This is a genomic window from Nostoc sp. PCC 9305, assembly GCF_963920915.1.
Classification (GTDB): Bacteria; Cyanobacteriota; Cyanobacteriia; order Cyanobacteriales; family Nostocaceae; genus Nostoc.
Map to the genome: position 1 here is coordinate 1 of NZ_CAWUDN010000006.1, position 12,703 is coordinate 12,703.

Here is a 12,703-nt window from a genome sequence, read left to right on the forward strand (position 1 = left end):
GCGCCATTGAACTTAACCCCAAATATGATTGGGCGATCGCACATCGCGGTTTTACCTATAGTTTAATGGAGCGTTATCCAGAAGCCCTACAAGACTTTGACCGTGCTATTGAACTTAACCCCAAATATGACTGGGCGATCGCACATCGCGGTTTTACCTACCGCTTAATGGAGCGTTATCCAGAAGCCCTACAAGACTTTGACCGCGCCATTGAACTTAACCCCAAATATGATTGGGCGATCGCACATCGCGGTTTTACCTATAGTTTAATGGAGCGTTATCCAGAAGCCCTACAAGACTTTGACCGTGCTATTGAACTTAACCCCAAATATGACTGGGCGATCGCAAATCGCGGTTTTACTTACCGCTCAATGAAGCGTTACCCAGAAGCTTTACAAGACTTTGACCGCGCCATTGAACTTAACCCCAAATATCACTTGGCGATCGCAAGTCGCGGTGAAACTTATCGCTTAATGAAGCGTTACCCAGAAGCCCTACAAGACTTTGACCGTGCCATTGAACTTGACCCCAATTATCAATGGGCGATCGCACTTCGCGGTCAAACTTACCTGATGCTTAAGCTATATAATGAGGCTCTTGCAGATTTCAACCGCGCTATTAACTTAAATTCTGACAGTAATTGGTATTTATATAATCGCGCTTTAACCTCCCAAGCCCTTAACCAACCAGATAAAGCATGGGCTGACTTAGCACTTGCCATCAAGCTTGCTAAACAGGATTATGAAAAAGATCCTAAAGACTGGAATAATGCCTTTAACTTAGCCCTTTACTATTTAGCTGCTCAATATAATCAACCAGCAGAGCAGTTATATCGCTATGTTTTATCTCAAGGTGCTTCCTTAGAGCCTATCCATGCAGCTATCCAAGACCTAAATGACTTTTTAACCGTGTTCCCTGACCATGTGCAGGCTACATCCATACGACAGTTGTTGCAGTCTTCTCTAACTGAGATGATGTAATTTCCAGTAGAAATAGGAGCGATGCCTGCGAAGCGATGCCTGCGGTGGGCTACACCTCTTCATTCAAAAAACTGGCCTTAATTAAAGCCAGTTTTTTGATTTTATTGCAAACTTCTAGCGGACTTTACGGCCGAGTATTAACGGAACACACTTGAGAAGATATTATTAAGCTTTCTCATTCAAATGTCAAGATTTTATGAACTACTTCCCCAAAGTTTGCCATTAGATGTCGCTACTTCCCTTAAATTCTCAGGCTGTGCTGACAAATTTTTGTCGCCAAAATGCTGATTCATCAAGGCTGGAACCTGTGCTGCTTGAATTCGGCTATGGCGTGTTTTATCTGGCATTACTAAATTCGGCCCAGCTTTACAGTTCTTCATACAACCAGTGCCCTTGATTGTAACTTGGTCTTCTAAACCGCGATCGCTTAAAGCCGCCTCCAACGCCTGACAAACTGCTTTACCGCCACGTTTCATACAATCAGACTTTTGACATACCAAGATTGTGGCCTTAGCCTTAGCTGGTTTTACCTTGACATTATCAATAGATGGGGGTTCTTGTGGTGCTGCGATCGTTTGAATTGTTGCTGTTTCAGAACGCGCCGCCATCACACGTTCAGCTTTCAGTGTAACTTTGTCTTTTTTTATATCGTATTCTTTATAACCAACAACTTGTAGCCAAGTACCTGCTGGTAGCCGCAAATCAAAAGCAGCCCGTAAGTGTTTAGCAAGTTTAACGTAGCATTCACCATCATGAGTACTTAGCAGTAAACCTTTCAGCTTATAGCCGTCTTTAATCACAAAATCTATAAATCTGCCCTCAAGGCAAAATTCTGATACTTCCATATTGTGAGATGCACCCATTTTTTAACCTCCTTTTAACTAATACAAGCTGTCAAGCGAGATATTCTCAGCAGTAGCTAAAAATTAGAACTATTGATAGCGACTTTTCCAGCAACACTCAAGAGTCCAAATCTGGTCTTGACGAGAGGCTGTAAATCGCTGTACTACACTCCAAAGTTGAACAGCCGCAGTCGGATTGCTAATTTCAACTTTTAATGGCTGGTTAGCCGCACAACTACAGGGAATGTCTAACTCCTCTAAGCGTTGATAGACTTGCCAGCGGTCTACCCAATTCACCTCTACAAGGTGGTTTATTTCTATTTCTGAACTATACGATTTCAAGAGAATTGCCCTCAAAGTGCAACAAACTTGTAGTAACTACCGCCATTTAACTCCCTGCTTTTTGAAAATTTTAGTAGTCTAGCCTCTTAAAACCAGCATACCTTAAGTGCAAACAATTCTCATTAATTTTGCAAAAAAAATAAAATTCTTGCGATCGTCCCATGAGAGAGATCCGGGGGATGACAAGGAGGCATTATCTCCCCTCACTCTCTTCAAGAGGTATACACACTTAACTGTTCATGTCAATCGTAATGAGAAAGATACACAACTTGATGAGTGTGCCATAATTCACCAGACAATAAACTTAAGAATTTTAGTAAACAAAAATACAAAATATTGTGATGGCAAATTGGCTTGCTCTTATTGTGAAAATGTTAATATGTAAGGAATAAGCAGTTAAAATCTATAATTGCCAAATAGCGAGGAGAACAATGTCTGAAACGCAAACTTTGTTACGGAATTTTGGTCATGTATATGACAATCCTGTGTTGTTGGATCGCAGTGTAACTGCTCCAGTTACAGAAGGATTTAACGTTGTATTAGCTAGTTTCCAGGCACTGTACTTGCAGTACCAAAAGCATCATTTTGTAGTTGAAGGCTCAGAATTTTACTCTCTGCATGAGTTTTTTAATGAAAGCTACAACCAAGTACAAGACCACGTTCATGAAATTGGAGAACGTTTGGATGGACTGGGTGGTGTACCAGTAGCTACCTTCAGCAAATTAGCAGAATTAACCTGTTTTGAGCAAGAATCTGAAGGCGTATATTCTTCTCGCCAAATGGTGGAAAATGACCTAGCTGCCGAACAAGCAATCATTGGCGTAATTCGTCGTCAAGCCGCTCAGGCAGAGAGTTTAGGCGATCGGGGCACACGCTATCTGTACGAAAAGATTTTGTTGAAAACTGAGGAACGTGCGTATCATTTATCTCACTTCCTCGCCAAAGACAGCTTAACTTTAGGGTTTGTCCAAGCTGCTCAAAGTTAAAATTCTCATAATCTAGATTTGTCTAATTAGACTGAAAGGAAAAGTTGGCAGTACCAACTATTAAAATATTATAAAAAATGGCAGAGAATGATATCCTATTTCTCTGCCATTTTTAATCCAAGTAAACATATTTATATAATATTTAACCTTGAGAATATTTAGCAATTAGCTAGTTAAAATAAATTTTTATCTAAGTAATCTATTTATACATAAATAGGCAGACAGATAAATACCAAAATAAATCATCATTGATCGCAAGAGTTATCAGATTAAATAATAAAGATTCGCAAAAACTTTAGAAATTTGAGTTTCATAATTAAATAAAATTAAAAATACAAAATAATCATTAGGCATCAAGCATAGAGAAAGAGCAAGGTAGACAAGGAAGAGAGGGGAGGCAAGGGAGAGACTTAGTTCAATATTCCCCCTTCTCCCCTTGTCCCTGCTACCCGTTCCCCACTCCCCTTCTGTCATCAAACTTAGAAAACTTAATAATAAAAAGCACCAGAGGGGGTAAAGACCCTTAAAATGATCAGGATTTCTATTCTCGTATTCCAAGGCAACGACTATGCCCCGCCGTGACGACCTCCAGAAGATTCTACTGTTAGGTTCTGGTCCAATTGTGATCGGACAAGCCTGTGAGTTTGACTACTCTGGCACTCAAGCCTGCAAAGCGCTCCGAGAAGAAGGCTATGAAGTGGTTTTGGTCAACTCTAACCCTGCAACGATTATGACCGACCCGGAAACGGCCGATCGCACTTACATTGAGCCGCTAACGCCGGAATTGGTCGAAAAAGTCATCGAAAAAGAACGCCCCGATGCTCTACTACCAACGATGGGAGGACAAACCGCCCTCAATCTCGCCGTTGCTTTAGCCAAAAATGGAGTGTTGGAAAAGTATGGCGTTGAGTTAATCGGCGCTAAACTCCCAGCGATCGAAAAAGCTGAAGATCGAAAGCTGTTTGGTGAAGCAATGGCAAGGATTGGGGTAGCTGTTTGTCCTAGCGACACAGCCGAAACTTTGGAAGAAGCCAAAGCTGTTGCCCGCCAAATTGGTACTTATCCCCTAATTATTCGTCCAGCTTTCACAATGGGTGGAAGTGGCGGTGGTATTGCCTACAACCAAGAAGAATTTGAAGAAATGGCACAGGTGGGTATAGATGCCAGCCCCGTTTCGCAAATTCTCATTGACCAGTCTTTACTCGGCTGGAAAGAATATGAACTCGAAGTGATGCGTGACTTGGCAGATAACGTGGTGATTATCTGTTCCATCGAAAACCTTGACCCTATGGGCATCCACACCGGGGACTCTATTACCGTCGCTCCCGCGCAAACCCTCACTGATAAAGAATATCAAAGGCTGCGGGATATGGCAATTAAAATCATCCGCGAGATCGGGGTAGAAACTGGCGGTTCTAATATCCAATTTGCCGTCAATCCGCTGAATGGTGATGTGGTTGTAATTGAGATGAACCCCCGCGTTTCCCGTAGTTCGGCTTTATCTTCCAAAGCCACGGGTTTCCCCATCGCCAAAATGGCCGCAAAGCTGGCTGTGGGCTACACCTTGGATGAAATTAAAAATGACATCACTAAGAAAACTCCCGCGTCTTTTGAGCCGACAATTGACTATGTGGTGACAAAAATCCCCCGCTTCGCCTTTGAGAAATTCCCCGGTTCTGACCCAGTGCTGACAACCCAAATGAAATCAGTCGGGGAAGCAATGGCAATTGGGCGGACGTTCAACGAATCCTTTCAAAAGGCGCTGCGATCGCTCGAAACCGGACGCGCTGGTTGGGGTTGCGATCGAGCCGAAAAATTACCCAGTGGCGAACAAATTCGCGCCCAACTGCGGACACCTAACCCCGATCGCATTTTCTCCGTGCGCCATGCCTTGCAACTAGGAATTAGTGCTGAGGAAATCTACGAACTGACTGGTATTGACCCCTGGTTCCTAGATAAATTTCAGCAACTCTTAGATGTCGAGAAATTCCTCAAGCGGACACCTTTGCAGCAATTGACAAAAGAGCAACTTTATGAAGTGAAGCGGGACGGATATAGCGATCGCCAAATTGCCTATGCCACCAAAACCACCGAAGATGAAGTTCGCGCCTACCGCAAGTCACTAGGAATCATCCCAGTTTACAAAACCGTAGATACCTGCGCCGCTGAGTTTGAAGCCTTTACTCCCTACTACTATTCTACCTACGAAGAAGAAACAGAGGTAATGCCTGCAACCAAGCCCAAAGTGTTGATTTTGGGTGGTGGCCCCAACCGCATTGGACAGGGAATTGAGTTTGATTATTGTTGTTGTCACGCCGCTTATGCTTTGAAAAAAGCAGGGTATGAGACGATCATGGTCAACTCTAACCCAGAGACAGTTTCGACAGACTACGATACTAGCGATCGCCTTTACTTTGAGCCTTTAACAAAAGAAGATGTTCTCAACATCATCGAAACTGAAAATCCAGTTGGGGTAATTATCCAGTTTGGCGGGCAAACACCGCTGAAGTTGGCTATTCCTTTACAAGAGTTTCTTAACAATGACACATCAGGACTGCTGACTAAAATTTGGGGTACATCACCCGATTCCATCGATATGGCAGAAAACCGGGAACGGTTTGAAAAGATTTTGCAACAGTTGAATATTTCCCAACCGCCCAATGGTATTGCCCGGAGTTACGAAGATGCGCTGATTGTTGCTAAACGCATTGGCTATCCAGTGGTGGTACGTCCCAGCTATGTGTTGGGGGGACGGGCGATGGAAATCGTTTATTCCGATGCTGAGTTGGAACGCTACATGACCTTTGCGGTACTAGTGGAACCAGAACATCCGATTTTGATTGATAAGTTTTTGGAAAACGCCATTGAAGTCGATGTCGATGCGATCGCCGATCGTACCGGACGGGTGGTAATTGGTGGCATCATGGAACACATCGAGCAAGCAGGGATTCACTCAGGAGATTCCGCTTGTTCCTTACCTTCCATTTCCTTATCACCAGCAGTTCTCAATCAAATTCGCACTTGGACGGTACAGCTAGCGCAAGCGCTGTCAGTTGTGGGATTGATGAATATTCAATTTGCTGTTGTGGGCGCAAGCAGCTATTCTCCCCAAGTTTACATTCTAGAAGCTAACCCCCGCGCTTCCCGCACAGTGCCTTTTGTATCTAAAGCAACAGGCGTACAGTTAGCGAAACTAGCATCCTTAATTATGTCGGGGAAAACCTTAGAGGAGCTACATTTCACCGAAGAAGTCATCCCAACTCACATTGCTGTAAAAGAAGCTGTATTGCCCTTTAATAAATTCCCAGGAACTGATACAATATTGGGCCCAGAAATGAGATCCACTGGTGAGGTGATGGGGATTGACAGCGACTTTGGCCGTGCTTTTGCCAAAGCGGAAATGGGTGCTGGGGAGCGTTTACCGTTAACGGGAACTGTATTTGTATCAATGAGCGATCGCGATAAAGCTGCTGCAAGTGGTGTGGTGAAGGAATTTATCGATTTGGGCTTTACAGTGATGGCTACCCTTGGTACACGCCGAGTTCTTCTGGAACAGGGGCTAAAGATTGAATTAGTCTTAAAACTCCATGAAGGTCGTCCCCACGTCCTAGATGCGATCAAAAACCAGAAAATCCAACTTATTATCAACACACCTTCAGGGGAAGAAGCCCAGACTGATGCTAGGTTAATCCGCCGCACAGCCTTAGCTTACAAAATTCCCATCATTACTACCATCGCCGGTGCAAAAGCTACCGTCGCCGCCATCCGTTCCTTACAAAATACGACTTTGGATGTAAAAACTATCCAAGAGTACTGCCCGATTGCGAGGGTGTAAGGGGGCAGGGGGGCAGGGGAGCAGGGGAGCAGGGGAGAATAATTAATAACTAATGCCCAATGCCCCACGGCCCATGTCCCATGCCCAATTCCCAGGAAAATTAAACAATTGTTAGAAGAGAATGAATATAGTTCTCATTGAGATACTTTAAGAAATATGAGGAAAATTATTTGAACCAGATAATTTCTTAAATTGACTTTTAGTCAGCCTTAAGATAGAGGGCAACGTTGCATTAACTGGAAAAACCAGGAAATTCCATATTGCCATCTAGCCAAAATCTTCTCATAAATGTTACAATTGTTAATAGGACTTCCATAAAAAATGTTTAAAAAGCAACCTTTTATCTAACTGTAGATACTTGTGAAAAGTAGGAAATAACTGTAGTTTTAGCAGTTAAGAAGCCTAAATTTGATGATTATGAGCAGCCGAGTTTCTCAGGCGCGTAAGTTGCAAACCATAGCATGGGTTCCCAGTCTGACTGTGTAGCACCCAAATAAATAAAGAAAGCATCTATCCCTTAATGACCCTACCGCCAACCCCATCATTACCAAAGAGTAGCGCCATGAAGACCGCTCAGACAGCCACAGACCTCGTGCGGACTTACCTGCGTGAGATTGGCCGTGTGCCACTCTTAACACACGAGGAAGAGATTTTCTATGGTAAACAGGTGCAACGTTCCTGTGCTTTGCACGAATCAAGGGAATCTCTTGCCACCCAGCTAGATCGTCAACCGACTCTAGAAGAGTGGGCCACAGCAACAAACCTAGAACCAGCAGAGTTGAACGAAGCGATCGCAGATGGTGAAATTGCCAAGCGCAAGATGGTAGAAGCCAATTTGCGGCTGGTAGTGTCCGTTGCCAAAAAATACATCAAGCGCAATGTCGATTTACTGGACTTGATCCAAGAAGGTAGCATTGGTATGCAACGGGGCGTAGAAAAGTTTGACCCCACCAAAGGGTACAGATTTTCTACTTATGCCTATTGGTGGATTCGGCAAGCGATTACTCGTGCTATAGCCGAAAAAGCTCGCACCATTCGGTTGCCTATTCATATCACCGAAAAATTAAATAAGATAAAAAAGGCACAGCGCCAACTGTCTCAAAAATTGGGACGCGCTCCTACGGCTGGGGAGCTAGCTGAAGAATTAGAATTGACCCCCAAACAAGTACGAGAGTATTTAGAAAAGGCGCGTTTGCCTCTTTCCTTGGATTTGCGGCTGGGTGATAACTACGACACCGAACTCGGAGAAATGCTGGAAGATCCAGGAGCTTCTCCCGAAGAGTTTGTTATGCAATCTTCCCTATCTTATGACTTAGATCGTCTGATGGGCGATCTCACGCCACAACAGAGGGAAGTAATCACACTGCGCTTTGGCTTAACTGATGGGCAAGCTCTGACTCTGGCTAGAATTGGTGAAATATTGAACATCAGTCGAGAACGAGTCCGCCAAATTGAACGGGAAGCCTTAAGCAAACTTCGCAAGTCTAAAGCCAACATGGATGAATATTTGGCAAGTTAGAAGTTAGGAGTGATGAGTTTGTAATTAACTCCCCACTCCTCACCTATTTATTGGGGTGAGAAAATACGCTGACTTTGGTACGGTTACACCTACTTCCACTCTTACGCTAGGCTGTTACATTAGTTGACAGGAAGACAAAATAACTAAGTCAAATCCAAAACAGACATTTAATATTCAAATCACAAGCACCGCAGCCAATAGTGGTAGTTAAGGAGCTAAAAAATGAGTAACCCATCCAATCGTGTCTCAGAATTTTTTAATAGCGAATCAGAAACTAACGATTTACTCTGGCAGTACGTTAAATCCTTGAGTCCAGAGACAGTTACCCAGCTATCCAAACCCACATCTGCCGAAGTGTTTCAGGTGATGGAAAGAAATATTACAGGACTATTAGGTAATCTACCTTCAGAACACTTTGGTGTTACTGTAACCACAAATCGCGAAAATCTAGGTAGGCTTCTTGCTTCTGCGATGATTAGTGGTTATTTCTTACGTAACGCTGAACAGAGAATGAATTTTGAAATGGCCCTACAAGGATCTGAAACCGACAACAGCGAAATTGACTAGAAATGTAAAATTTGGGAAATTCAATCAATATTGTTGGGCTGAGAGCTAATTATAGTTACAGCGATACGAATTGAAAATAAGTCTCTGCAAAATTTTTGCTGCTAATTCCCGATTATACATCAGCTAAGTTTTTTAAAATATCCAAAATAGTGACGAATTCAGGTTGAAATTTCAATGCAGACGAACGCGGAGTCTTTGATTTCGCTTCTCTGCAAACTCTTGTGATTTTGTGATTAATTCAATCAATTAGATGATGTCAGGCTAGTTAGTTATAACTCCCAAACCTATGCAGAAAGCATAAAAATTCCTCTCCTGTAAGGAACTTCCAAGAAATAAATTATCCAATCTTGTGGGGTGGGCATCTTGCCCGCCTTTGACTATGGGCGGGCGAGACGCCCACCTCACAATAAATAGTTGTATATTTTTTTATTTGGGAGTCCCTAAGCCTTTTTACGGTCTGAATAATAAGTCTTTAACCGAATATGATATTAGAGGCTTATTCATAAATAAATGATGAATGCACATTTGTGGATAAACGAACAGTGCTAAATGACCTTTGCAATAAATCAAAACTCGGCAGAGTTACAACTAATCTGCCGAGTTTTATTATTAGTCAAGAATCAAAATTCAAAAATTATTTCCCTACTCCCTATTAAACCATGAGTGAAACCAGTTCTTTCCCACCCCATAAAATCATTGGTGTTGCAGTAATTTGGAATGACCAAAAGCAAATTTTAATTGACCGCCGTCGTCCAGAAGGAGCAATGGGTGGTTTGTGGGAATTTCCTGGTGGTAAAATTGAGCCTGGTGAAACCATCCAAGAATGTATTCAACGGGAAATTTCCGAAGAACTGGGAATAGTGATTGAAGTGGGAGAGCATCTGATTACTATTGACCACAGCTATACAAACTTGCGCGTTACCCTTACAGTACATCACTGCCGCCATCTTACAGGTGTCCCCCAACCTTTGGAATCCGATGAAATTCGCTGGGTAACTTTGGAAGAACTGGAGCATTTTACTTTTCCGAAAGCAAATACTCAAATTATTGCTGCATTAAAAGTGACTGAGGACTAGTAAAGAAGCAGAGCGAGCAGGGGAGCAGGGAGCAGGGAGCAGGGGAGCAGGGGAGCAGAGGAGCAGAGGAAAATAATTAATAACCAATGCTCAATGACAAATGACTAATCCCGTAACAATCTATTAATTGCATCAGGTTGAGTCCCGCAATTTTCTACAATAGGCGCAGGGACTTTGATTTAAGGTGTCAGCAAATAAATGCCTAAAACCGTTGCCGATGTGATGAGCCGCGATCCTATTGTTGTCCGGGAGGAAACTCCACTCAAGGAAGCTATCCAAATTCTCGCAGAACGCCATATCAGCGGACTACCTGTTGTGGACGATCTCGGTAAATTGGTGGGCATTATCTCGGAAACCGATTTGATGTGGCAAGAAACTGGTGTTACTCCACCTGCGTACATTATGTTTCTTGATAGTGTTATCTATTTAAAAAATCCTGCTACGTATGACCGTGATTTACACAAAGCTTTAGGGCAAACTGTCGGGGAGGTGATGAGTAAAAACCCGATCGCTATTTCCCCTGATAAAACTTTAAAAGAAGCAGCTACAATCATGCACGATCGCAGCGTTCACCGCTTGCCAGTACTTGATAGTGCAGGTCAAGTAATTGGTATCCTGACTCGTGGTGATATTATTCGGGCTATGGCTGCTAGTCAAGATTAGTCAAAAATCGAGACGCGATTAATCGCGTCTGTACAAAAGCCAAAAGTAGAGACGCGATCGATCGCGTCTGTCTTTTTTATACATTTGAAAATCAAGGATAACTAAATGAGTATTACTCCGGAGTCTGTTAAGCAATTGCTCAGTTCTGAGGATTTAGGCGATCGCTTACGTGCAGTAAATCAAATCCGCGAATTGGAACCTGCGATTGGCTTTGAATTAATTCAAAGTGCTATTGGCGATCGCAATTCCCGTGTCCGTTACTCAGCAGTTAGTCAAATGGATACACTTGGAACCCAAGATTTACAGTTATCCTTGGATATTTTGCGCGATCGCTTACTTCATGACTCCGAAGTAGATGTACAAGCAGCAGCAGCAGACTGCTTGGGCGCTCTAAAGTTACGTGAAGCTTTTGAAGATTTACAGCAGCTTTATCATACAACTGGGGAATGGCTAATACAATTCAGTATTATTGCTACATTAGGAGAGTTGGGCGATCCACGAGCCTTTGAACTACTCAAAGAGGCACTTTCATCAGAAAATGAATTAGTCCAAACTGCTGCTATTAGTTCTTTGGGTGACTTGGGAGATGTACAAGCAGTTCCTCTGTTGGCTCCCTATGCTACCAACCCAGATTGGCAAATTCGTTACAGACTTGTACAAGCGTTGGCTCGTTTGGGTAATCCAGAAGCCAAATCTATATTAGAAATTTTGGCTAATGATGAAGTAGATGCGATCGCAAGCGAAGCCAAAAATTCTTTGCAGTCAGTTTAAGTCTATCTAAGGTTAAGAAAATTCACCTTTAATATAGATTTTTCTGACGGGATAAAAAAATCGACCTGGTTGGTAAATTTTGCATTCCAGCCAGATCGAATAGAGAAATTAGAGTTACTTTTAGTTGCTAAAAGTAACTTGTTTGTATTTAGGATAGGACTACTGAAGGATACTTTTGCGACGGCGAGACATAACCATACCAGCACCAACTAAACCTAAGCCTAGCATTGTGGTTGGCTCAGGAACGCTAACTGCTTCGAGAGTTAAGTGGTACTCGCTTGTTTTTCCATTAAGAGAAGCACCCAAATTGCCAATCCCAATAGTTTTTCCATTAAAATTAAATTTCCCTGTAATCCCATCCAATATTACGTCATTAATATTGGTAGCTGATTTCCGAGTTCTGGTAACTACAGAATCATCTAGATCAAAGGTGAGAAGCGCAGTAGTACTACCCAAGGTTTGCGATCCGAAATTAATGAACGGAGTGTAAACGCCTGTAGAATATGTAGCTGTTGTGCTTGATATATTAGCTATCTTGGTTAAATTTAGAGTGTTAATGGTAATACCTGCACCTGATAAGCTTGGTGAGAAGGCTGCAAAATCACCATCAGTATCAATACCATCAACATCAACAAATTTAATACTGGTAGTAGCTGGATTGATTCCATCACTAGGAACAATAGATGTACCAGTAAGACCAATACTTCCGTTCAAGGTTACAGCTTGAGCCGAACCAGCAGAGGTAAACATCCCAGCAGTAGCCAAGGGGATTGCAAAAGTAGCAGCCAGAGTCGCGTTTACTAATTTAGATTTAAAATTAATCATGAGCCTTTGAGAGTCCTAATAATAAACTGGAACAGAGAAATTGATTGCTTGACTTTTACTATCAGTAATCTATTTAAAATACTGTCAGTGAAAGCGAAACTTGCATGATGTATTTCTTATCTCCATAAAATCACATAGACTTAGAACCTGCAATATTTACTGAGTGGTCTTCATCACATCTTCAACTAACAAATAGTCTTCATAAAATTTTAATTTCTTACATATCTGCGCTTCGTATATCTATTACTCTCTAGGGTTTAAATTATTGGCAATAGCTCTGACTTTAATAAAAACTAT

The 12,703-nt window shown here is 42.4% G+C and carries 11 protein-coding genes; 8 read left to right on the forward strand and 3 right to left on the reverse strand.

The genetic code is table 11. From position 1 onward, the window contains the following. The first annotated feature begins 5 nt into the window (after positions 1 to 5). Positions 6 to 980, forward strand: coding sequence for a tetratricopeptide repeat protein (locus ACM0OX_RS03730; protein ID WP_414513324.1), 975 nt, complete (start codon positions 6 to 8; stop codon positions 978 to 980). 194 nt (positions 981 to 1,174) lie between these two features. Here the strand turns inward: ACM0OX_RS03730 and ACM0OX_RS03735 are convergent, their stop codons facing one another. Both ACM0OX_RS03735 and ACM0OX_RS03740 read right to left on the reverse strand, forming a co-directional pair. Next, positions 1,175 to 1,843 (reverse strand): (2Fe-2S) ferredoxin domain-containing protein, encoded by a 669-nt coding sequence (locus ACM0OX_RS03735; RefSeq protein WP_414513184.1) that lies wholly within the window; start codon positions 1,841 to 1,843, stop codon positions 1,175 to 1,177. A gap of 69 nt (positions 1,844 to 1,912) precedes the next feature. Continuing rightward, a complete protein-coding gene (locus ACM0OX_RS03740; protein WP_414513186.1) occupies positions 1,913 to 2,164 on the reverse strand; it encodes an Asr1405/Asl0597 family protein in 252 nt (83 codons plus the stop codon). A gap of 431 nt (positions 2,165 to 2,595) precedes the next feature. Between ACM0OX_RS03740 and ACM0OX_RS03745 the strand changes: the two genes are divergently transcribed. The 7 genes from ACM0OX_RS03745 to nblB all read left to right on the forward strand — a co-directional run bounded on the left by ACM0OX_RS03745 (position 2,596) and on the right by nblB (position 11,581). Further along, positions 2,596 to 3,150: a Dps family protein gene (locus ACM0OX_RS03745; protein WP_322669776.1), complete on the forward strand. Its 555-nt coding sequence runs from the start codon at positions 2,596 to 2,598 to the stop codon at positions 3,148 to 3,150. Between the two features lie 568 nt (positions 3,151 to 3,718). Beyond that, positions 3,719 to 6,985, forward strand: coding sequence for a carbamoyl-phosphate synthase large subunit (gene carB / locus ACM0OX_RS03750; RefSeq protein WP_414513187.1), 3,267 nt, complete (start codon positions 3,719 to 3,721; stop codon positions 6,983 to 6,985). A gap of 562 nt (positions 6,986 to 7,547) precedes the next feature. Next, positions 7,548 to 8,504: an RNA polymerase sigma factor, RpoD/SigA family gene (locus ACM0OX_RS03755; protein WP_094348517.1), complete on the forward strand. Its 957-nt coding sequence runs from the start codon at positions 7,548 to 7,550 to the stop codon at positions 8,502 to 8,504. A gap of 222 nt (positions 8,505 to 8,726) precedes the next feature. Next, positions 8,727 to 9,071: a DUF760 domain-containing protein gene (locus tag ACM0OX_RS03760; protein WP_099102117.1), complete on the forward strand. Its 345-nt coding sequence runs from the start codon at positions 8,727 to 8,729 to the stop codon at positions 9,069 to 9,071. 659 nt (positions 9,072 to 9,730) lie between these two features. Next, complete coding sequence (gene mutT, locus ACM0OX_RS03765; RefSeq protein ID WP_414513189.1) at positions 9,731 to 10,147, forward strand: 8-oxo-dGTP diphosphatase MutT; 417 nt, start codon at positions 9,731 to 9,733, stop codon at positions 10,145 to 10,147. Positions 10,148 to 10,345: 198 nt separating this feature from the next. Further along, on the forward strand, positions 10,346 to 10,810 hold the full coding sequence (locus tag ACM0OX_RS03770; RefSeq protein WP_334898032.1) for a CBS domain-containing protein: 465 nt from the start codon (positions 10,346 to 10,348) through the stop codon (positions 10,808 to 10,810). A 105-nt stretch (positions 10,811 to 10,915) separates the two neighbouring features. Next, positions 10,916 to 11,581 carry a phycobilisome degradation protein NblB gene (gene nblB / locus ACM0OX_RS03775; RefSeq protein WP_334836864.1) on the forward strand — a complete coding sequence of 222 codons (666 nt, stop codon included), beginning with the start codon at positions 10,916 to 10,918 and terminating at the stop codon, positions 11,579 to 11,581. 159 nt (positions 11,582 to 11,740) lie between these two features. Here nblB and ACM0OX_RS03780 read toward each other — a convergent pair whose 3' ends face one another. Next, entirely contained in the window at positions 11,741 to 12,406 is a 666-nt protein-coding gene (locus ACM0OX_RS03780) for a PEP-CTERM sorting domain-containing protein (protein ID WP_414513191.1), read from the reverse strand. Positions 12,407 to 12,703: the final 297 nt, after the last annotated feature.

Excerpts from the sequence above, each read along its gene's own strand:
- ACM0OX_RS03735 (WP_414513184.1), bottom strand. The coding sequence starts at position 1,843 with ATGGGTGCATCTCACAATATGGAAGTATCAGAATTTTGCCTTGAGGGC.
- ACM0OX_RS03745 (WP_322669776.1), top strand. The coding sequence starts at position 2,596 with ATGTCTGAAACGCAAACTTTGTTACGGAATTTTGGTCATGTATATGAC.
- carB (WP_414513187.1), top strand. The coding sequence starts at position 3,719 with ATGCCCCGCCGTGACGACCTCCAGAAGATTCTACTGTTAGGTTCTGGT.
- ACM0OX_RS03755 (WP_094348517.1), top strand. The coding sequence starts at position 7,548 with ATGAAGACCGCTCAGACAGCCACAGACCTCGTGCGGACTTACCTGCGT.
- ACM0OX_RS03760 (WP_099102117.1), top strand. The coding sequence starts at position 8,727 with ATGAGTAACCCATCCAATCGTGTCTCAGAATTTTTTAATAGCGAATCA.
- mutT (WP_414513189.1), top strand. The coding sequence starts at position 9,731 with ATGAGTGAAACCAGTTCTTTCCCACCCCATAAAATCATTGGTGTTGCA.
- ACM0OX_RS03770 (WP_334898032.1), top strand. The coding sequence starts at position 10,346 with ATGCCTAAAACCGTTGCCGATGTGATGAGCCGCGATCCTATTGTTGTC.
- nblB (WP_334836864.1), top strand. The coding sequence starts at position 10,916 with ATGAGTATTACTCCGGAGTCTGTTAAGCAATTGCTCAGTTCTGAGGAT.
- ACM0OX_RS03780 (WP_414513191.1), bottom strand. The coding sequence starts at position 12,406 with ATGATTAATTTTAAATCTAAATTAGTAAACGCGACTCTGGCTGCTACT.